The organism is Vibrio sp. JCM 18905 (assembly GCF_055393305.1).
Genome location: NZ_AP043879.1, coordinates 689,680 through 711,173 on the forward strand (window position 1 = coordinate 689,680; position 21,494 = coordinate 711,173).

19 protein-coding genes are annotated in these 21,494 nt (G+C 45.7%); 6 read left to right on the plus strand and 13 right to left on the minus strand.

Annotation, left to right across the window (positions count from 1 at the left end):
- Position 1: 1 nt before the first annotated feature.
- Entirely contained in the window at positions 2-778 is a 777-nt protein-coding gene (locus ACZ5ZC_RS11355) for a Zn-ribbon-containing protein (protein ID WP_053808746.1), read from the plus strand.
- A gap of 111 nt (positions 779-889) precedes the next feature.
- Here ACZ5ZC_RS11355 and ACZ5ZC_RS11360 read toward each other — a convergent pair whose 3' ends face one another.
- Genes ACZ5ZC_RS11360 through metN form a run of 3 tightly spaced genes read right to left on the minus strand, consistent with a single transcriptional unit; the run spans position 890 to position 3,433 of the window.
- Positions 890-1,699 (minus strand): MetQ/NlpA family lipoprotein, encoded by an 810-nt coding sequence (locus ACZ5ZC_RS11360; RefSeq protein ID WP_464931929.1) that lies wholly within the window; start codon positions 1,697-1,699, stop codon positions 890-892.
- A 32-nt stretch (positions 1,700-1,731) separates the two neighbouring features.
- Positions 1,732-2,409, minus strand: a complete 678-nt coding sequence (locus ACZ5ZC_RS11365; RefSeq protein WP_005391355.1) for a methionine ABC transporter permease — start codon at positions 2,407-2,409, stop codon at positions 1,732-1,734.
- On the minus strand, positions 2,399-3,433 hold the full coding sequence (metN, locus tag ACZ5ZC_RS11370) for a methionine ABC transporter ATP-binding protein MetN (RefSeq protein WP_005391353.1): 1,035 nt from the start codon (positions 3,431-3,433) through the stop codon (positions 2,399-2,401). Before metN ends, ACZ5ZC_RS11365 begins: the two co-directional genes overlap by 11 nt.
- A 341-nt stretch (positions 3,434-3,774) precedes the next feature.
- Between metN and gmhB the strand changes: the two genes are divergently transcribed.
- From gmhB to treC, 4 genes are all read left to right on the plus strand, one after another.
- A complete protein-coding gene (gene gmhB, locus ACZ5ZC_RS11375) occupies positions 3,775-4,326 on the plus strand; it encodes a D-glycero-beta-D-manno-heptose 1,7-bisphosphate 7-phosphatase (RefSeq protein ID WP_046874304.1) in 552 nt (183 codons plus the stop codon).
- 103 nt (positions 4,327-4,429) lie between these two features.
- Positions 4,430-5,377, plus strand: a complete 948-nt coding sequence (gene treR, locus ACZ5ZC_RS11380) for a trehalose operon repressor TreR (RefSeq protein WP_395214988.1) — start codon at positions 4,430-4,432, stop codon at positions 5,375-5,377.
- A 178-nt stretch (positions 5,378-5,555) separates the two neighbouring features.
- On the plus strand, positions 5,556-6,980 hold the full coding sequence (treB, locus tag ACZ5ZC_RS11385) for a PTS trehalose transporter subunit IIBC (RefSeq protein ID WP_046874302.1): 1,425 nt from the start codon (positions 5,556-5,558) through the stop codon (positions 6,978-6,980).
- A gap of 87 nt (positions 6,981-7,067) precedes the next feature.
- Positions 7,068-8,753 (plus strand): alpha,alpha-phosphotrehalase, encoded by a 1,686-nt coding sequence (treC, locus tag ACZ5ZC_RS11390; RefSeq protein ID WP_048626101.1) that lies wholly within the window; start codon positions 7,068-7,070, stop codon positions 8,751-8,753.
- A gap of 101 nt (positions 8,754-8,854) precedes the next feature.
- Here the strand turns inward: treC and ACZ5ZC_RS11395 are convergent, their stop codons facing one another.
- The 3 genes from ACZ5ZC_RS11395 to ACZ5ZC_RS11405 all read right to left on the minus strand — a co-directional run bounded on the left by ACZ5ZC_RS11395 (position 8,855) and on the right by ACZ5ZC_RS11405 (position 12,099).
- Entirely contained in the window at positions 8,855-9,754 is a 900-nt protein-coding gene (locus tag ACZ5ZC_RS11395) for a hypothetical protein (protein ID WP_048626102.1), read from the minus strand.
- Between the two features lie 131 nt (positions 9,755-9,885).
- Positions 9,886-11,406: a winged helix-turn-helix domain-containing protein gene (locus ACZ5ZC_RS11400; protein WP_256965266.1), complete on the minus strand. Its 1,521-nt coding sequence runs from the start codon at positions 11,404-11,406 to the stop codon at positions 9,886-9,888.
- Between the two features lie 90 nt (positions 11,407-11,496).
- Complete coding sequence (locus ACZ5ZC_RS11405; RefSeq protein ID WP_031780204.1) at positions 11,497-12,099, minus strand: YitT family protein; 603 nt, start codon at positions 12,097-12,099, stop codon at positions 11,497-11,499.
- Between the two features lie 347 nt (positions 12,100-12,446).
- On the opposite strand from ACZ5ZC_RS11405, the gene glyA reads away from it, so the two are divergent.
- Positions 12,447-13,697: a serine hydroxymethyltransferase gene (glyA, locus tag ACZ5ZC_RS11410; protein ID WP_005391333.1), complete on the plus strand. Its 1,251-nt coding sequence runs from the start codon at positions 12,447-12,449 to the stop codon at positions 13,695-13,697.
- A 447-nt stretch (positions 13,698-14,144) separates the two neighbouring features.
- On the opposite strand, the gene lipA is transcribed toward glyA, so the two are convergent.
- The 7 genes from lipA to mrdA form a co-directional block, all read right to left on the minus strand.
- Positions 14,145-15,110: a lipoyl synthase gene (gene lipA, locus ACZ5ZC_RS11415; RefSeq protein ID WP_005384139.1), complete on the minus strand. Its 966-nt coding sequence runs from the start codon at positions 15,108-15,110 to the stop codon at positions 14,145-14,147.
- Positions 15,107-15,769, minus strand: coding sequence for a lipoyl(octanoyl) transferase LipB (gene lipB / locus ACZ5ZC_RS11420; RefSeq protein WP_005391320.1), 663 nt, complete (start codon positions 15,767-15,769; stop codon positions 15,107-15,109). The genes lipA and lipB overlap by 4 nt, the downstream gene beginning before the upstream one ends.
- Positions 15,770-15,945: 176 nt before the next feature.
- The gene (ybeD, locus tag ACZ5ZC_RS11425; protein ID WP_005384135.1) at positions 15,946-16,224 is read right to left on the minus strand and encodes a DUF493 family protein YbeD; all 279 of its coding nucleotides are present in this window, start codon (positions 16,222-16,224) and stop codon (positions 15,946-15,948) included.
- Between the two features lie 139 nt (positions 16,225-16,363).
- Positions 16,364-17,542, minus strand: a complete 1,179-nt coding sequence (locus ACZ5ZC_RS11430; protein WP_012842069.1) for a serine hydrolase — start codon at positions 17,540-17,542, stop codon at positions 16,364-16,366.
- Positions 17,543-17,632: 90 nt separating this feature from the next.
- On the minus strand, positions 17,633-18,436 hold the full coding sequence (locus tag ACZ5ZC_RS11435) for a septal ring lytic transglycosylase RlpA family protein (protein WP_012842068.1): 804 nt from the start codon (positions 18,434-18,436) through the stop codon (positions 17,633-17,635).
- A 2-nt stretch (positions 18,437-18,438) separates the two neighbouring features.
- On the minus strand, positions 18,439-19,560 hold the full coding sequence (gene rodA / locus ACZ5ZC_RS11440; protein WP_005391317.1) for a rod shape-determining protein RodA: 1,122 nt from the start codon (positions 19,558-19,560) through the stop codon (positions 18,439-18,441).
- Entirely contained in the window at positions 19,560-21,476 is a 1,917-nt protein-coding gene (mrdA, locus tag ACZ5ZC_RS11445; protein WP_012842067.1) for a penicillin-binding protein 2, read from the minus strand. The genes rodA and mrdA overlap by 1 nt, the downstream gene beginning before the upstream one ends.
- Positions 21,477-21,494 lie beyond the last annotated feature (18 nt).

Consider the following 21,494-nt stretch of genomic DNA (forward strand, 5'->3'; position numbering starts at 1 on the left):
TATGTACGTTGTTGAGTTGCAGTTTGAGTGTTTTGATAACACCACCGTCAGCGCGGTAGACAAAGCCATTAATGGCTTGATGGATGCGTTGCGTTACAACGGCCAAGTACTAGGCCGTGAATTCCCGATAGTGATGGGAGATGGCGAGTTTTATGTTCGTGTCGTTTGCCCAGAGCAAGACAGTTTGCATCCACGTTATCACTCAGATTTTGTCAAAGTGTGCATGAACCGTTTGTCAGACGCGTCTTTGCTTGCACCGAAAATGCGTATGCTTGGCCGTGATTTAAATTCAGAACAAGCGGCCGAAGAAGAGACACCTAGCTGGCAAGTGTTGTACACGACTTATGTTCATACGTGTTCGCCATTGCGCAGTGGGGAAACGTTGTTGCCGATTCCTTTGTATCGCAATGAGCCGACGCTAAATGGTGACCATAAAGCCGTCATCAAATGGCAGACAGAATGGCAAGCGTGCGATGAAATCCAAATGGCTGGCGGGTGCCGTGCAGAGCATGCGGCGCTGCACGAGATTTGCGATGTAGACAGCGTGTTGTTCCGCCGCGGTTGGGATTTGCGAGGTCGTATCGAATACATCACGAAGATTCCTACGTACTATTACCAGTATCGTGTCGGTGGTCAGTCGCTGGAGAGCGAGAAAGCGCGCAAGTGCCCAAAATGCGGTGGAGAGTGGCTACTCGATGAGCCACTACATGACATATTTCATTTTAAGTGTGATGACTGCCGAATCGTGTCGAACATCTCTTGGGACCACCTTAAGTAGCGAATTGAAGCTACTTAAATGGGTAGATAGACAAATAGAAAGGGCTGATGTTTTCACATCAGCCCTTTTATGTTTAGAACGTTGTTTTCGGTCATGTTTTGAAAAGTGGGATTACCAACCTTTCACAACACCGCCTTTGAACAGCTCTTTTGCCGCTTCGTAAACTTCTTCCGTTTGGTAAGCTTTTACGAAGTTTTGTACGTTTTGCGCATTAACATTTTCTTCGCGAGCGACGATTAGGTTTACGTATGGTGAGTCTTTATCTTCAACAAACACACCGTCACGCTCTGGCGATAGGTCGATAGAACTTGCGTAAGTGGTGTTGATGATAGATAGCGTTACGTCATCCAGTGAACGTGGAAGTTGTGGCGCTTCTAACTCAATGATTTCGATATTTTTAGGGTTGCCTACGATGTCACGTACTGTAGCGAGTAGACCAACGCCATCACGTAGCGTAATCAAACCTTGTTGCTCAAGAAGTAGTAGTGAGCGACCTAGGTTCGTTGGATCGTTTGGAACTGCGATGCGTACGCCATCTTGGATTTCATCGATTGACTTCACTTGCTTAGAGTAGCCAGCAATCGGATAAACGAATGAGTTACCCGCGATAGCCAGTTTGTAGCCGCGGTCTTTCACTTGTTGGTCTAGGTATGGTTTATGTTGGAACGCATTCGCGTCTACTGAACCATCATCCAGAGCTGCGTTTGGGGTTACGTAATCGGTAAATGTTACTAATTCAACGTCTAGGTTGTACTTTTCTTTTGCTACTTTAGCTGCCACTTCGGCAACTTGTGCTTCAGCACCAGCAATAACGCCAACTTTTACTTTATTTACGTCTACTTCTTTGTCGCCACAACCCGCTAGAACAAGAGCAGAAGCGGCTGTTGCTACAGTCAAAAGACCTTTAAGGCTAAATTTCATCTTTATCTCCTTATAATTTGTATTTTCAATGCTTATCTGTGGTCTACACGGCGCACCACTGCGTCACCGATAGACTGAATAATCTGTACTAGAACAATCAACATCACGACAGTCACGGCCATGATAGTTACATCATAGCGGTGGAAACCGTAACGGATGGCTACGTCGCCGAGGCCGCCGCCGCCTACCGTTCCCGCCATGGCCGAGTAGCTAACGAGAGTGACTAAGGTGATCGTTACTGAGTTAACAATAGTCGGCATTGCTTCAGGTAGTAGAACTTTTGTGATGATCTGTGTTGGTGTCGCCCCCATTGACTGCGCCGCTTCCACCAAGCCTGTTGGTACCTCTAACAAAGCACCTTCAATAAGACGTGCAACAAACGGAATGGCACCAATAGTCAGTGGGACGATTGCTGCGGTTGTACCGATAAAGGTTCCAACTAGCATTTTTGTCACTGGAATAATCGCAACCATCAGGACGAGGAATGGCACAGAACGACCAATGTTAACGACAGCGCCTAAGCTGCTATTTAGTTTGGTGTTTTCAAGTAGGCCGCCTTTCTTAGTAATATGGAGGATTACGCCTAATGGAATACCCACGGCAAAGCCGACTAATCCGGCAACCGCAACCATGTAAAGCGTTTCCCACGTTGCACCTAAAAGTAGTTTGCTGTTTAAACTCAGCCATTCAGAAATTGTATTAAAGGACATAACCAAGTACCTCTACTTTTACGTTGTGCTTACGCAGGTATTCCAATGCTGCGTTGTCATCTTCTTCGTTACCAAATAGCTCTGCGACCATCATGCCGAATTTCACTCCGCCAGCGTAATCAAGATCGGAGCTCAAAATACTCACATCAATATTGTATTTACGAGAAATTTGCGACATTAGCGGTGCATCGACGGTTGCGCCGGTAAACTCTAAGCGAACTAATGGGTAGCTGCCATCAACACGCTCTGCTTGCAGACGTGCTTGGTAATCTTCAGGAATGGATAGATCCAGCGTTGAGCGAATGAATTGGTGCGCCAGCTCCGTTTTAGGGTGCGCGAAAATATCGCCAACGGTGCCTTTCTCCACCAATTCACCACCACCGATGATCGCCACTTCGTGACAGATGCTTTTTACCACTTCCATTTCGTGGGTGATCAGTAGAATCGTGATGTTGAGTTTGCGGTTGATCTCTTTCAATAGCTCAAGGATAGATTGAGTTGTTGCAGGATCCAGTGCGCTAGTGGCTTCGTCACACAGCAGTACGCTTGGGTCGGATGCCAATGCGCGAGCAATCGCCACACGTTGTTTTTGACCGCCACTTAGGTTGGACGGATAGCTTTCGTGTTTGTCGGCTAAGCCAACAAGTTTTAGTAACTCAGTGACTTTTGTTGTGATTTGCGATTTGTCTTTGCCTGCCAGTTCCAGTGGTAGCGCCACGTTATCAAACACAGTACGAGACGAAAGCAGATTAAAATGCTGGAAGATCATGCCGATGTTACGGCGCGTTTCGACCAACTGCTTTTTGCTGAGTTTTGTTAAATCAATGCCATCAACGATGATGGAGCCAGATGTTGGTGCTTCTAACATGTTTACGCAGCGGATCAGCGTACTTTTACCAGCACCAGATGAACCGATAACACCGAAGATGGTGCCCTTGGCGATGTGTAGGTTAATGTCTTTCAGGGCAAGGATTTCCTTACTGCCTTGGTAGAACACTTTATTAACGTTTTTTATTTCTATCATGTTTCAACCTGCCCAAAGATACGGGGAACTTCGCTGTCAAAAACGGCATTTGACAGAACTTAATGTTGAGCTTTATCTCACTTCTCAGTTGATGCTATGGGTTAACCAGAATGAAGTCAATAGATATTTTTACGTCTAGACGTCTAAATGTATAGATGTTCTGTTTTGAAGAGAATGAGGAGTAAGTTACGAGGAGAAGATAAGTGGAGAGCCCACTCAGAATTACCGATTCTTGCCCAACAAATCAACTGTTTTGTCGAGGCCTAGAATGAATTAGATAGTGTTGAAGTTTATAAGGTATGTAATAATCTGATTAAACCGAGTTAATAGAGAAATACGTTTTGGCAAAACCTGCTGTTTTTATCGATCGTGATGGCGTGATAAACGTTGACCACGGCTACGTTCATGACGAACATGATTTTGAGTACATTGATGGTGTGTTTGAAGCGACGAAAGCGCTGAAAGATCAAGGTTACCTCTTAGTGCTAGTGACGAATCAATCGGGCATCGCACGTGGTAAATTCAGTGAAGACCGTTTCTTGTCTCTGACTCAATGGATGGACTGGAACTTTGTTGATCATGGTGTTGAGTTTGATGGTATCTACTACTGTCCACATCACCCTGAACATGGCATTGGGGATTACAAGCAAGATTGTGATTGCCGCAAGCCTAAACCTGGTATGTTTATCTCTGCTCGCGACTTCTTGAAAATCGACATGGAAAAATCTGTGATGATTGGTGATAAAGCCGAAGACATGATGGCAGCAGAAGCCGCAGGTGTTGGCACTAAGATTCTGGTTCGCACAGGTAAGCCAATCACCGAGCAAGGTGAAGTATTGGCAACGGTTGTGCTTGATAGTGTTGCTGACGTGCCTGCATATCTAAAGAAATAATCTGCACAATTCGCATATTTAAGGGAAGCGTTTGCTTCCCTTTTCTCTTATTACTGTTAAAGTTCAGTCACCTAAGCATTCATCCACTCTAGTTTGATCACTTATGAGCAAAAAACTCACTATTCTTGATATCGCGAAATTGGCAGGCGTTGGCAAATCAACAGTAAGCCGTGTGCTTACCAACGATCCAAAAGTGAAACCTCAAACGCGAGAGAAAGTAGAGCAAATCATTCGTGAATCTGGTTATGTACCGTCCAAATCTGCGCAATCAATGCGTGGCGGTAGCCAAAAAGTCATTGGTGTTATCATCTCCCGTCTGGACTCACCATCCGAAAATCGTGCTGTTGGTACAATGCTCAATGCATTGTATTCCGCTGGTTATGATGCGGTGATCATGGAGAGTCAGTTTGACCGAGACAAAACCAATGAGCACTTGAGTGTGCTTAAGCGTCGCAATGTGGATGGCGTGATTGTATTTGGCTTTACAGGATGCGATGAGCAAGCCTTAGCCGAGTGGGGCAATCGCATTGTGGTGATTGCGATGGATACCGATAACGTCTCTTCCATCAATTATGATAACCAAGGCGTGATAGACATGGCTTTGTCTCACCTTGAGCAGCAATTTTTATCTCGCATTGCTTATATTGGTGTTGATCCTGAAGACAAAACCACTGGCTTAGCTCGTCTAAATGCTTATAAATCGTGGTGTAAACGCAAGCAAATTACACCTTGTTTCCAAACCGGTAAGCTTAGCCATGAAAGTGCTTATCAGTTGGTGGACCACGTTCTGAAAGCAGACACGCAAGCCATTGTGTGTGCCAGCGATACCATTGCATTGGGCGTAATCAAGCGTCTTCAAGAGTTAGGTCGTGAAGACGTGGTCGTGACAGGCGTGGGTGGTAACGAGTTGCTTTCTTTCCTTTTCCCTAAAGTATTTAGTGTCGATCCTGGTTATACCCTTGCGGGTGAAAAGTCCGCTAAAATGCTGATTAATCAATTAAATGGCGATGAAGAAGTCGTTCACTTCACTCAACAACCTATTTGCCGCTAATCCACACTACAACGATTTGCTCTAAAATTATACTGTGATCATTCTCAATTAATGGGACTGTTCCCATTTTGTTTTTTGTCTTTGAGTGGCAATATTAAAATTAAGAAATGGGAATGTTCCCATTTATAAAAAAATAAAATGATGAATTGAATGTATCCAATACAGGGTGGACAAAGTTATGAGTAAGATTGCGCGTAAAGACGTGGAGCGTCTTATTGAGCTGGTCGGGGGGCCGGACAATATTGCCAGTGTAAGCCACTGTTTAACTCGCTTGCGTTTTGTTCTAAACGATACGGACAAAGCAGACACAAAACAGTTAGAAGCATTACCGATGGTGAAGGGCTGCTTTACCAACGCAGGTCAATTCCAAGTCGTCATCGGCACTGAAGTTGATGAGGTTTACAAAGTACTGATCGAGCTAAGCGGTAAAAGTGAAGCGAGCAAAGACGAATCCAAGAATGCTGCTCGTCAAAATATGAATATCGTTGAGCGTGGTATTTCCCACCTTGCAGAAATCTTTGTACCACTGTTGCCTGCGATCATTACTGGTGGTTTGATTCTTGGTTTCCGTAATGTGATTGGCGACATCAAAATGTTTGATGGTCAAACCCTAACGGAAATCAGTCAGTTTTGGGCGACTGTTCATTCATTCCTATGGTTAATTGGTGAAGCAATTTTCTTCTTCCTACCCGTTGGTGTGTGTTGGTCGACCGTGAAAAAGCTCGGCGGTACACCGATTCTGGGTATCACGCTTGGTGTGACACTGGTTTCGCCGCAGTTAATGAACGCGTACTTGATTGGTAAGCAAGTACCTGAAGTGTGGGACTTTGGGTTGTTTGCGATTGAGAAAGTCGGTTACCAAGCGCAGGTGATTCCCGCGATGTTAGCAGGTATCGCATTAGCGTTTATCGAAACACGCTTAAAACGCATCATTCCGTCTTACCTTTACCTAGTAGTAGTACCGTTTGTTTCTATCATTGTGTCTGTGATTCTTGCGCACTCTATCATTGGCCCATTCGGTCGTATGTTGGGTGACGGCGTAGCATTCGCAGCAAAAGCAGCCATGACGGGTGACTTTGCGATGATTGGTTCAACCATCTTCGGCTTCTTATACGCGCCACTTGTGATCACAGGTATCCACCACACAACCAACGCCGTTGACTTGCAGTTGATGCAAGAATTGGGTGGCACGCCGATTTGGCCTTTGATTGCACTATCGAACATTGCTCAAGCATCGGCAGTGGTTGGCATCATTATCATCAGTAAAAAGCAGGATGAGCGTGAAATCTCAGTGCCAGCAGCGATTTCTGCCTACCTTGGCGTAACAGAGCCGGCGATGTACGGCATCAACTTGAAATACAAGTTCCCAATGTTGAGCGCGATGATCGGTAGTGCATGCGCTGCTGCTATCTGTGGTAGTGCGGGCGTAATGGCGAATGGTATCGGCGTAGGCGGCTTGCCGGGTATCTTATCTATCCAGCCGCAGTTCTGGGGCATCTTTGCTCTGGCGATGCTAGTCGCGATGGTGGTACCTGCCGCATTAACATTAATTCTTTATAAGCGTGCACAAGCGAAAGGTGAGCTTGAAGCGGCAAACGCGTAATTCAATTTGAGGCAGTGACTTGGCTGCCTCCTCCTATTTTTCTTTTCAAATTTTAAGTTTCCGATTACTGGTAAGTGAGTGTTAGAAATGGCTATGACCAAGCATGATGAGAGCTGGTGGAAAACCGCAACCATCTATCAAATTTACCCAAAAAGCTTTTGTGACAGCGGCAGTAAAGGCACGGGCGACATTAAAGGGATCATTTCTAAACTGGATTATCTAAAACACCTCGGTGTGGATGCGATTTGGCTGACGCCAGTGTATCAGTCTCCAATGGTTGATAACGGTTATGACATCTCCGATTACTACGCGGTCAACCCCGAGTTCGGCACGATGCAAGATTTCGATACCCTGTTGGCAGAGGCTCATCAGTTGGGCATTCGAATCATCATGGACATCGTGGTCAACCATACTTCGACTGAGCATCATTGGTTCCAATCCGCGTTAGGGGACAAAAACAGCCCATACCGTGATTACTACATCTGGAAAGATCCGGTTGATGGCGCAGAGCCCAACAACTGGCAATCGAAGTTTGGAGGCAATGCTTGGAAATTGGATGAAGCGACAGGGCAGTACTACTTGCACCTTTTTGCTAAAGAGCAGGCGGACTTAAACTGGGAAAACCCAGTGGTGCGTGAAGAAGTGAAAGAAGTCATCAGCTTCTGGGCAGACAAAGGCGTGGATGGTTTCCGTCTTGATGTCATCAACCTGATTTCTAAACAACAAGATTTCCCAAGCGATGATATTGGCGATGGCCGTCGTTTCTATACTGATGGTCCTCGCGTGCACGAATATCTGCAAGAAATCAGCGAAGCCGTGTTCCAAAAGTACGGCAGCGTGACGGTGGGTGAAATGTCTTCCACCACGCTAGAGCACTGCCAGCAATACTCTTCGCTAGACGGCAAAGAGCTATCCATGGTGTTCAACTTCCACCACCTGAAAGTGGATTATCCGAATGGTGAAAAATGGACCAAAGCGCCGTTTGATTTCATTCAGTTAAAGCAGATCTTCAACCATTGGCAAACGGGCTTAAATGGCAAAGGGTGGGGGGCGCTGTTCTGGTGTAACCACGACCAACCTCGTGTGGTCAGCCGCTTAGGCGATGATAAACAATACCGCGTCGAATCAGCCAAAATGTTGGCGGCGTCTGTACACATGATGCAAGGCACACCTTATGTTTACCAAGGTGAAGAGATTGGTATGATCAACCCAGGTTACACTGATATCAGCCAGTACCGCGACGTAGAAAGCACCAACATGTACGACATCATGGTCAACCGTGATGGCGTATCACACGAGGAGATGATGGCGATTTTGGCGCAGAAGTCGCGTGATAACTCACGTACGCCAATGCAATGGAACAGCCAAAAGCACGCCGGTTTTACCGAAGGAACACCGTGGCTTGAAGTGGCGCAGAACTACTCTGAAATCAACGCAGAAGCTGCGGTTGCTGATTTAAACTCGGTGTTCTATTTCTACAAACGTTTAATTGAGCTACGTAAACAGGTTCCGGTGATCACCGATGGCCGTTATGAAGATTTATTGCCAGAGCATCAACGCATTTTTGCTTACGCTCGCCAGAACGACAAACAAACGCTGCTGTGTATCAACAATTACTACGCTGAAGAGGTGGAATGCGTTCTGCCAGAGCGTTTTGATATGAGTAAAGCGAAAAACTTGCTATCTAACTATCAAAACTCAGCGAGTGCAGTCGCGTCAAACCATCAAGTATTACGACCTTACGAAACTCGTATTTTATTGATAGAAGAATAAACTCGGGTGTCACCCCCTAAGATTGATGTTCGAGATAAAGGCTTTGGTGTGCTCCCCAAAGCCTTTTTTATTGAGATGCGAGATACTTGTGGAGTACAGGCTTATTTTGTTTCAATTGCTGTTAGCAGCACTTTCTCTTCGTTGATTTGTACTTGTTGTACTTTTAGCAGCTCGATTTGCTCAATCAGACCTAAGCTCGGGTTAAACCAACGTTCTGCCGAAGTGGCGAACTCCATTGAGTCCATACCATCGCAGTTTAGGTTGTAAGTATTCTCTTCCGTCAGGTACGCCGCTTCAATTTTCTTGCTTGAAATCGAGAACGTTTTACGTACGCCAGTCTCTCGGATTTGCTGCTGCCAAACCACTTGGCAAGATGCTGTCATTGGCAGGTTTTGCACCCACTCATGATCTTCAAAACTGTCTAGTAGGTTGTGAACTGCGTAGCCTGTTAGAGTGGTTTGCAGAGATATGGTCTCTTCACCGATATCAATGTTCGGGCTTTTCTCTTTTACGTCGTCACCGTTGAGACGGAAAATAGGGCTGCTGTGCATCAGCATGGCAACAAACTGCTGGTTAATGGAATAAGCGTCGGTGACTTCATGAAGTGCGCCATCAGAGCCTGCAAAATAAAGTGTATTGCTCTCTTCATCGTCGTTGTACTGTTCGTCAGAATAGTAGAACTGTTTGGCGCCGTAGTTCACCAAGTCATTAACCAACAGGACCATTGCCTCACTGTTTGGGATTTGTGCCAACGCTGCCAACAATTGCTCGTTATCCATCGCTTGGAAGCTCAGTTTCATCTCGCCTTCAGGTTGGCCATCCAGGCTAAACGCGTAGTTTAGTTGTGTGCTTGGCGTGGGAGCGAAGATTGAGTGTTGAATCGCGACGTCGAAACTTTCTTGAGGCACTTTGTTTGGATTAGCACTGCCAGAAGACGAACCACCGCCACAGCCGTAAAGAGCCAGAGTTGCTGCTGCGATAAGCGTCATTTTGTTTAGCATGGTTTACATTCCTGATTGATTAGGCCGCTTCATGTTGGGCCGTTGCTTGAATGCGAGCATGCTAAGTTTAGTGAGCTAAAAAGGGCAAAAAACAAAAGCTAATAGGGCTTAATGAAAGCTTAATTTTATATTTAAGTCTTTGTTTTATTTGGGCTTATTTCGTTAGCTACGTTGGTGCAATACTCGTTGATGAGCGCTTTCCATCGGCTGATAATTTCTTGATCGGTCAAACTGACATGCAACGTTTTCCATGGTTGAAGGCAAGTCTCTTTCGATTCAGATTGAGAAAGACGTTCAAACAATGTCTCGGACGGTAAAACGCGCAGCAGTGCCACCAGTGATTCCATGTAGTTGAGACGGAACTGTTCGAGTTTGTTTTGTTTATAAGCGATGTGAGACACAAACGTATAAATCAGCGCGTTTTGAATACGTGAGTCGCCATCTGGAGTGGTCAGCAGAACTTTTGCTCGGTCTAGGTTACCTAGTTTGAAATGCAATACGCCCAACCAGAGGCTTAGCTCATCTGGCAAAACATCGAACGACGACTGCACTTGCGTCAAATACGCCTCCAGCTTTTGAGGTTCTTGCTCGTACAAAGCGAGATGCCTTGCGGTTGTGATAGCTGCAAACTCATCAGCTTGTTGTAGAGGTTGGTTAGAAAAGACATTCTCAAACAGCATTTTTTGGTGAACGTCTGACAGTTGCCATGTGCTTGCCGAAGGTGCAGGCAAGTTGAAGTATTGCGCGACATCTGAGTGAATTTGGAAGATATCCGATTGTAGGTCGGATAAGTGCAGTGTGTATTCGTTGCGAAACGCCAGTTTCCCCGTCGCAGGATAAATAAGGTTCATCTGAGCTTTCAAGGTGCCTTGCTCTGCGCCGTCTTTTAACTCTATGTTGAGTTCGTAATCACTGGTCTGCATGTTTCGCGCGCCAGGGAAATACGGCGTATGACCGATAGGATCAAGAAAGTAACTGGGAGCGTCTTGGTTGGCGATGTCGGTGTATGGATATTCGACCTGTTGTTGCAGCAAGATGGCTTTGACCAGTATGCGATACTTTCTTGCTTGGGAGCCAATCGCATCGACACGGTTGAGCAGCAGTTCGACTTTGGGGATAAGTAACTGATGACGTGTTTGTTGCGTTGAAATCTCTTGGCGTTGCCATAACAAGCTTGCGAGCGTCACGCTACAAACCGTAAGTACGGCACATAAGCTATAAGCAAAAATCAGCTTGATGTTCTTACGGTTCGTAACTTGAGCTGTGATAACGCGTCGATGGTTTTTCGCTGGTGGCACTAAACGGATATTCGCTGGGTTTAGAAAGTAACCTTTGCGAGGATAAGTGACCAAGAGCTTAGTCGCATCGTACTCGGGGAGATGCTGTTGTAGCAGCGCACGTAAGGTGCTAATGCGGTTAGTGAGTACATTCTTAGAGATGAATTTGCTCTGCCAAATAGTTTCGATAATGGTATCGGCAGAAAGCGGATGTCCCACGCTGGTTAGCAGCAGCTCTAATAACTCAATGGTACGAGGTTCGAGATCAATCGCGACAGTGTCTTGATGAAGAGTTTGTGTCTTCGGATTATAGACCAACTCGCCAATCGTAATACAACTGTGAGTTTGTTTGGCTTGTTGCAAAAAATCGCGCATACCGCACCGCGTTATTTGGAAATGGCGAAATATTATATAGCGATTGGAGCGCGAAATCTTATAAATTGCGCTCCAATTATCATCAAAAGTTTATGAGCCGTAGGTCACGGAGTAGCGATGAGGCTTGTGGTTCATCGCTAACACGACATTCAGTGCAAACGCGCCCAAAATCGAAAGACCAATTACTTCTGGAGTGACAAAGAAGAATGACGCAAACAGGATGCACGCATCGATTGCCATTTGGCTTTTGCCAACTGAAATGCCAAATTTGTCCTGAATAAATAAACACAGCACGTTAAAGCCACCTAAGCTGGAGCGATGTCGGAACAAGATCAGCATACCGAGTCCCATTAAAAGCCCACCTGCGACGGCACAATAAACTTCATTTACCGATTCGAGCGAGATTAGCAAATAAAGATGATCGGCAAAGATAGAAACCAAAGCGCCAGAAATGGCACTATTAATGGCGAAATGACGGCCGAAGCGTTTCCATGCTAGCAAGTAAAAGGGACTGTTTGCTAAAAAGTACAGCACACCAAACGTAAAAGGTGTAAATTGGCTAATAAGCAGAGCCAATCCTGTCGTACCCCCTGTTAGGAGGTTTGCGGATTGGAGAAAGAAAACGCCTTGAGCTACCAAAAAGGTACCCGTGAGAATCGCTATCCAGTCTTCTTTTAATGAGTGTTTTTCCATCAATGTTGCAGTCATTAGTGATAAATAAGGCGTGCATAGTAGTAAAAAGATGATCTTTTCGGTAGCTAGAGGGTAAAATTTACGGTAAACCTATGTAATTGCTGTTTTACAGGGTGTAAAGCACAAAATTGACAGGCAATAGATCGTCGTTATGCAATTGCAATGCGGGCGTGATACAGATTGCTTGCCATCATGAAAAAACTGCATGAGAAAAATTATAAATTTCTCTTTATGACCCAGATCAAATTATGTAGAATGCGCGCCATTAGGGTGACGAAAACGTTTGCGTAGGGTCATTCAACAGTTTTTTTGCAACTTTCAGTACTAATCTGAGTCAGGAGATACAGATGCTTAAGCGTGATATGAACATCGCAGATTACGATGCGGAACTGTTCGCAGCTATCCAGGAAGAAACTCTTCGCCAGGAAGAACACATTGAACTTATCGCTTCTGAAAACTACACAAGCCCACGTGTAATGGAGGCGCAAGGTTCTCAGCTAACGAACAAATACGCTGAAGGCTACCCAGGCAAGCGTTACTACGGCGGTTGTGAGTACGTAGATAAAGCGGAACAACTTGCTATCGACCGTGCATGCAAACTGTTCGGTTGTGAATACGCGAACGTACAGCCTCACTCAGGTTCTCAAGCAAACAGCGCGGTTTACATGGCGCTTCTTAACCCAGGCGATACAGTTCTAGGCATGAGCCTAGCGCACGGTGGTCACCTGACTCACGGTTCTCCAGTAAACTTCTCTGGTAAGCACTACAACGTTATCCCTTACGGTATCGATGAAGCGGGTCAAATCAACTACGACGAGATGGAACAGCTAGCGCTTGAGCACAAGCCTAAGATGATCATCGGTGGTTTCTCTGCTTACTCGCAAATCGTTGATTGGAAGCGCATGCGTGAAATCGCTGACAAAGTAGATGCTTACCTTTTCGTTGATATGGCGCACGTAGCGGGTCTTATCGCAGCAGGCGAATACCCAACACCTGTTCCACACGCTCACGTAGTAACAACAACAACACACAAAACACTAGCAGGTCCTCGCGGTGGTCTTATCTTGTCAAATGCTGGCGAAGATATGTACAAGAAATTGAACTCAGCAGTGTTCCCTGGTGGTCAAGGTGGCCCTCTAATGCACGTTATCGCTGGTAAAGCAGTAGCGTTCAAAGAAGCGATGGAGCCAGAGTTCAAAGCTTACCAAGCTCGCGTAGTGAAAAACGCAAAAGCAATGGTTGGTCAATTCCAAGAGCGTGGCTACAAAATCGTATCTAACGGCACAGAAAACCACTTGTTCCTTGTGGACCTGATCGACAAAGACATCACTGGTAAAGATGCAGACGCGGCACTAGGTGCAGCAAACATCACAGTGAACAAAAACTCAGTACCAAATGACCCACGCAGCCCATTCGTAACGTCTGGTATTCGTGTAGGTACGCCAGCGATCACTCGTCGTGGCTTCACTGAAGAAGACGCAAAAGAGCTAGCAAACTGGATGTGTGACGTTCTAGATAACATCGGCAACGAAGAAGTTATCGAAGCGACTAAACAGAAAGTGCTCGAAATTTGTAAGCGTCTACCGGTTTACGCCTAACTATTCTTCATAGAATGAGTCAATTTCGGTGTCGAACATACTCACTTGCTCGCGCAAACTCCGTGTGTTCTCCTAGAACTCGACTCATCTATTTTGAACATTGATATACTAAAGGTCCTCAATTGAGGGCCTTTTTGTTTGTCTGGCGTTTGGAATGAGATATAGCGAAGAGTGTGTGATAAGGAGATGGCTACCAACACTGTCCCTTTTCAATATATCCAAACCACGTCATTCCGACGAGCCTAGGCGAGATCAGGAATATTGTTGAGGCACACTCTTTTACTCAGAGTTTCCCTAAAAATCATCAGTACGTTGGAAACTGATTCTCAATCACGCTCGTTCCTCGCTGTTCAGAATGACGGAGGTAGAATGGCTTTTTATCATCATTTGACAGATACAAAAAAGGTTGGCACTGAGCCAACCTTTCTTTTGAAAACAAACGAGAGCTTACTTAATCTCGATGCCTTGAGCCTGCATATCGGCATGGTAAGAAGAGCGGACAAATGGACCGCACGCTGCGTGCGTGAAGCCAAGCTCTAGTGCAACTTCTTTTAGCTCGTCAAACTCTGATGGCGGAACGTAACGCTCTACTGGCAAGTGGTGACGGCTTGGCGCTAAGTACTGACCTAGAGTCAGCATCGTTACGCCGTGTGCGCGTAGATCTTTCAGTACTTCGATGATTTCTTCTTTGGTTTCACCAAGACCCATCATCAAACCAGATTTGGTCGGTACATTTGGATGCTGCTCTTTGAACTTCTTAAGAAGCTCCAGCGACCACTTGTAGTTTGCACCTGGGCGAGCTTTACGGTAAAGACGTGGCGCTGTTTCTAGGTTGTGGTTGAAGACATCTGGCGGGTTATCTTTCATTAGATCAAGCGCTACGTCCATACGACCACGGAAGTCAGGAACCAGAGTTTCAATCTTAATATGCGGGTTCAACGCACGGATCTCGCGGTTACAGTCGGCAAAGTGCTGTGCACCACCATCACGCAGATCGTCACGGTCTACAGAAGTGATTACTACGTATTTCAGCTTCATATCGGCGATGGTTTTCGCCAGTTTTTGAGGCTCTTCTGCTTCCGGTGGTAATGGGCGGCCATGAGCAACGTCACAGAAAGGACAACGACGAGTACAAATAGCACCTAGGATCATGAAGGTAGCTGTACCGTGGTTAAAACATTCCGCTAGGTTAGGGCAAGATGCTTCTTCACATACGGAGTGAAGTTTATTCTTGCGCATCGCCGCCTTGATGTCTTGAATTCGTTGGCTGTCGGCTGGTAGCTTGATCTTCATCCAATCAGGCTTACGTAGCACTTCTTTCTGCTCTGTAGGCATGTTCTTTACGGGAATCAATGCCATTTTATCGGCGTCACGATATTTAACGCCTTTTTCCATCTGGATTGGTTTGCTCATGCTTTATTACCTTGAGAAGGTGCTTCTGTGCTGAATTCTACTTGCTCATAGTCGAGCAAAGTAACGAGTTCTTCTATTAATTGTTTTTCTACGGCTTCTACATTGTCTGGGCCGCCAAATTGGCTGACCTGAACCATTTCCATACCTTCATAACCACAAGGGTTAATACGCAGAAACGGTGTTAAATCCATATTTACGTTCAAGGCTAAGCCATGAAACGAGCATCCTTTACGAATGCGTAAACCGAGAGAGCATATTTTTTTACCGTCAACGTAAACGCCTGGTGCGTCAGGTCGCGCGGCCGAATCGATATTGTATGCTTTTAGCGTGTTGATCACGAGGTTCTCGATAGTGGTAACGAGATCTCGTACACCTAATTTTTTGCGGCGTAAGTTGATCAAGAAATAGGCGACCAACTGACCAGGGCCATGATACGTAACCTGGCCTCCGCGATCACTTTGTACAACAGGAATGTCACCAGTGTTAATAAGGTGCTCAGCTTTACCTGCCTGACCTTGCGTAAATACTGGGTTATGTTCTACCAACCAGACTTCATCAGGGGTTTCTTCTGTGCGTTGGTCGGTGAACTCATGCATCGCCTTCCATACAGGCTCATAGTCTTGGCGGCCAAGTCGTTTTACAACAAGTTGGTGTTGCATGGGAATTCCTGTTGCTAATATATAAAGTTTTTGGATTATAAACCGGATAACCCTGATGCTCTACCGCTGAGTAACAGATTTTTAACTGAAAGCGATGTAAAGTTTTGTTATCTGGTTGATAAATAAAAAGAAAGCAGCCGAAGCTGCTTTCAAAAAAAATTTAATCTATCAAAAAATTATAGAACCATGCGCACGATGTCAATTTCACCTAACTCTTTGTATAGCGTCTCAACTTGCTCGATAGACGTTGCAGTGATGTTGATTGATACCGAGTGGTAGTTGCCCTTAGCACTTGGTTTAACGGTCGGGCTGTAGTCACCTGGAGCATGGCGCTGAATAACTTCAAGAACAAGCTCTGGAAGTTCAGGCTTTGCATGACCCATTACCTTGTAAGTAAATGAACAAGGGAACTCAAGCAGGTCTTTTAATTTTGCATCAGAGTTGATGGTTAGCATATCGATAACTCCAGTAGATATTCGTTGCGGTGCGAAATAGTACAGTCAAATTAGGGGGAACTCAAGACGAGGATCTCAAACTTAAAAAGCCGCCCTTTCAGGCGGCTTTGCGAATAAGTTTGCTACTCTAACGTTCTTCTTAGAAGAAGCTCTTGAATAACAATACGATGTAATCCCACATGCGGCTAAATAGACTACCTTGCTCTACGGTTTCTAGTGCCATTAGTGGGTATTCGGCAATATCTTCACCATCGATCTGATAGTATAGCTTACCAACTACATCACCTTTATTAATTGGGGCTTCTAGCTCTTTTTCAAGGACGAAGCTGGCTTTTAGGTTTTTCGCTTCACCACGTGGTAGTGTTACGTAAGTATCTTGGTCAAGGCCCAACGCTACAGTGTCTTTGTTACCCATCCACACTTTTTCTTCAACGAACGTTTCACCTGCTTTGTGCGGCGCTACTGTTTCGAAGAAACGGAAGCCGTAGCTTAGTAGCTTTTTGCTTTCTGACTTACGAGCATTGGCATCTTTAGTGCCCATTACGACCGCAACCAAACGCATTTGGCCTTCAGTTGCTGAACTTACTAGGCTGTAACCCGCATTGCTTGTGTGACCCGTTTTGATGCCATCAACGTTCATGCTCTTATCCCAAAGTAGACCGTTACGGTTGTATTGGGTGATGCCGTTGTAAGTAAATTTCTTCTCTGAGTACACGCGGTACTCATTTGGTACGTCACGGATCAGGGCTTTACCTAGCAATGCCATGTCGTATGGTGTCGAGTACAGCTCGGCGTTATCTAGACCATGAACGTTGGCAAAGTGCGAGTTCGTCATACCTAGTGTGTTGGCCCAAGCGTTCATTAGATCAACAAACGCATCTTCTGAGCCTGCAATGTGTTCAGCCATTGCTACACAGGCATCGTTACCAGACTGGACGATGATACCGCGGTTTAGGTCACGTACTTTTACAGTTGTGCCCACTTCAATGAACATTTTTGATGATTCAGGGAAGTTTTTCGCCCATGCATTTTTACTGATGGTGACATCGTCATCTTCTGAGATATTACCACGCGCTAGTTCTTGGCCGATTACGTAGCTGGTCATCATCTTAGTCAGACTGGCTGGAGACAACTTTGTGTTCATCTCTTTCTCTGCCAGTACTTTACCTGAATGGTAATCCATCAGAACGTAGCCCTTCGCAGCGATTTGAGGGGCATCTGGAACAACGATAGGTGATGCAAGAGCAGATTGAGCGAAAGTTGCAGAAAGGGCAACCGAAGAAACGAGAATAGATTTCACAAACTTATTTTTATTCATGGTAATTCAAATTTTTGGGTTAACTGCGGACATCTTATCAGAATCCCCAGCTATGTAAGAGGGGATCGAGGAGAAATTCATGACACTAGGTCATTTGGCAGTGTTGTGTTTTTTAATAAATGCAGACGAATAGCCGAGCAACTTTACTTTATCTAGAGTGGCTTGCGTCAGGGAATAGTCAGTAAATGGCCCTAACAACAAGCGATAAGACTCTTTCGCATTTTCTAGGAAAGTTTCTGTATCCAGTTTTTGACCAAGCTCTGTCCCTAAAGTTCGTGCGCGTTCTTCATTTTTTGATGATGCCACCTGAATAACGTACTTAGGGTGCGCTTCTAATGATTTTTTATCCGTGGGCTGATTGATACTGATTACTTCAATTTCCACGTTCGCTGTACCTGTTTTTATCACATCTAACTTATGTGCTGCGGCATAGCTTAAATCGATAATACGGCCATCGTGAAACGGACCTCGGTCATTAACTCGTACTACGGTAGTTTTGCCGTTGTCAGTGTTGGTGACTTTTACGTAACTTGGTAACGGTAGCGTTTTATGCGCAGCCGTCATTGAGTACATGTCATAGATTTCGCCATTAGAAGTCAAATGACCTTGGAACTTCTTCCCATACCAAGACGCTCGGCCTTTTTCCTTAAAGCCTTTGGCATCGCGAACTATCTTGTAGTCTTTTCCGCGCAAGTGGTAATCCTTGTTGCCACCTAAGCTGTAAGGTTCATATTTAGGGTGCGCATCCTCGATGTGTTCGACTGAAAGCGGTGTATCAGGTGCAACATCGGATTCGAGTTCGTAACGGCCGTCTTGCGTTTTTTGGCTGGTGGATGAACAGCCTGCCAAAATAAGAGCTGAGAAAACCAAGGAATATAAAGCGCGTTTTTGCATGTCTAGGTCGCCTTAGAGAATGCTTTTCGGTGCGTATGAATTGACATCAGAATACCAAAGCCAGCCATCAAGGTTACCATTGATGTGCCGCCATAACTAATGAGTGGCAACGGTACACCTACTACAGGTAGGATGCCACTTACCATGCCAATATTTACAAAAATATACACGAAGAAGCTGAGTACAATACTGCCTGCCATCATTCGTCCAAATGCGGTTTGCGCTTGGCTGGCGAGGTATAAACCTCGTCCAATAATAAATAGATAGATGGCTAAAAGGCAAAGGAAGCCAATCATACCCCATTCTTCAGCAATTACTGCAAAGATAAAGTCAGTGTGTCGTTCAGGAAGAAATTCCAGTTGTGACTGCGTACCTTGCAACCAACCTTTGCCTGAAATACCACCAGAGCCAATCGCGATTTTACTCTGAATAATGTGGTAGCCCGCACCAAGCGGATCTGACTCTGGATTAAACAGAGTACGAACTCGTACTTTTTGATACTCACGCATCAAGAAAAACCACAAAATCGGAATGAAACCACCCAGTGCAATTGCAGCACCAGCGATGATTTTCCAACTAATGCCCGCGAGGAAGATAACAAAAATACCGGAAGCGGCGATTAGAATAGAGGTCCCTAAGTCAGGCTGTTTTGCAATGAGGATGGTTGGCAAGCAGACCATAATCAGTGCAACGATGAGTGTTTTTAGCGTTGGCGGAAGGGGCTGTCGACCAACATAGCGTGCCACCATTAATGGCACCGCGAGCTTCAATAACTCGGAAGGTTGAAAGCGCACAAAACCGAGGTTAAGCCAACGCTGTGCGCCTTTCGAGGCTTCACCGAAAAATAACACGCCAAAGAGCAGTATGACGCCGCCGACGAACATCAAAGGTGCCAGGCTCTCGTAGGTTCGTGGAGAAAGCTGCGCAAGAACGATCATCACAACGAGTGAAAGCACCATTCGCATAGCTTGGCGATCCATCATCAGTAAACTTTGGCCACTGGCGCTGTACATGATCACGAGGCCAAACCCCATCAGGGCCAATATGCCAAGTAGGAGTGGTAAGTCGATATGGAAGCGTTCAAACAGGGCGCGATTTTTACCTGTAGAGGGATCCATCTTCATTACTGTTTTACCTCTTTCTTCGCATTGTTATCAGGCTCAATTTCTTCTGGGCCAAGTACGACTCGATCAAAGATCTTTCTCACTACAGGGGCTCCGTTGCTAGAACCACCGCCGGCGTTTTCTAACACTACAGTGACGACCACTTTAGGATCATCAAATGGTGCAAAGCCAGTAAATAACGCATGGTCACGTAAGTGTTCGGCGATCTCATCTGCGTTGTACTCTTCGTTTTCACCCAGACCGAAGACTTGCGCAGTACCTGATTTACCCGCTGTTTGATAACTCATTTTGTAGAATGAGCGGCGAGCTGTTCCGCGCGTGCCATGGTTTACACGACGCATGCCTTCTTTCGCCATATCCCAGTACTTTTTCGGTACATTCTTGATTGGCGGGTAAGTCACGTATTCTGTTGTTTGTTGTTCTTCGAAGTCGTTGCCGTTCTCTATCGTCGCTTTTAGTAAGTGAGGTGCAATCACTTCTCCCTCATTTACTAATACGGAGGTCGCTTTGGCGATTTGCATTGGCGTTGCTGTCCAATAACCTTGGCCGATACCCACAGGGATCGTATCGCCTTTGTACCACGGGGTTTTATGGCGAGACATTTTCCAGTCACGAGTCGGCATATTCGCCTTACTTTCTTCGTAGATATCGATGCCAGTGTAATCACCAAAACCGAACATCATCATCCAATTCGAAATACGGTCAATACCCATGTCATAAGCGATTTGATAGTAGAAGGTATCAACAGACTCTTCGATCGACTTAATGATATCGACGCGTCCGTGTCCCCAACGCAACCAGTCACGGAATGGGCGAGTGTTGGAGTTTGGTATGCGCCAATAACCTGGATCATTTCGCGTAGTGTTCGGTGTGACGACACCTTCTTGTAGCGCGGCTACCGCCATAAATGGTTTGATGGTAGACGCAGGTGGGTAAATGCCAAGTGTGGTACGGTTGACCAAAGGACGGTTTTTATCGTTCAAAAGGGCGCGATAGTCTTTACCTGAGATTCCGTGCACGAACGAGTTAGGATCGTAGCTAGGGCTTGAAACCATAGCCAGTACGCCGTTGTCTCTAGGATCGATCACTACAGCACTGCCTCTGCGGCCATCCAATAATTGGTGTACGTACAGCTGCAAGTTGATATCAAGGTTTAAAACGATGTCTTTTCCGGGTACAGGTGGAACGTACTTTAACGTACGAATTACTCGGCCGCGGCTGTTTACCTCGACTTCTTGATATCCGGCCGTACCGTGTAAGAGGTCTTCGTAGTATTTTTCGATACCCAGCTTACCAATGTCGCGAGTGGCTTGATAGTTTGCGTCTTTTTCTTCTCGGATCAGGCGCTGCATGTCGCGATCATTGATTCGAGAAACGTAACCAATCACGTGGGTTAAGACTTCGCTGAAAGGGTAATAGCGCTTTAAGGTCGCACTTATTTCTACACCAGGAAAGCGGTACTGATTGACGGAGAATACCGCTACTTGTTTTTCGTTCAGTTGGGTCAGCAGTGGGACTGACTTAAATCGACGAGTCCGTTTACGCTCTTGGTGGAAACGTTCAATCTGATCTGGGGTAATTTCCAGAATGGTTTGTAGTTCTTGGATGGTTGCATCAATGTCTTTAATTTTTTCTGGAGTCAGTTCTAAGTTAAAGACGGGACGGTTCTCTGCCAGTAAAACACCATTTCGGTCATAAATCAGACCTCGGTTGGGCGCGATAGGAACAACTTTGATACGGTTATCGTTCGAGCGGGTTTGATAATCTTGAAACTGGTTCACCTGAATGTTGTACATGTTGGCGACCAGAGCTCCCATCAAGAGAACAATGCCGATAAAAGCGACAATAGCGCGGCTGGCAAACAGACGCGCTTCGGCTTGATAATCTCGGATTTGACTGCGGCGCTTACGAATCATTAACGCTTGGCTCTAAAG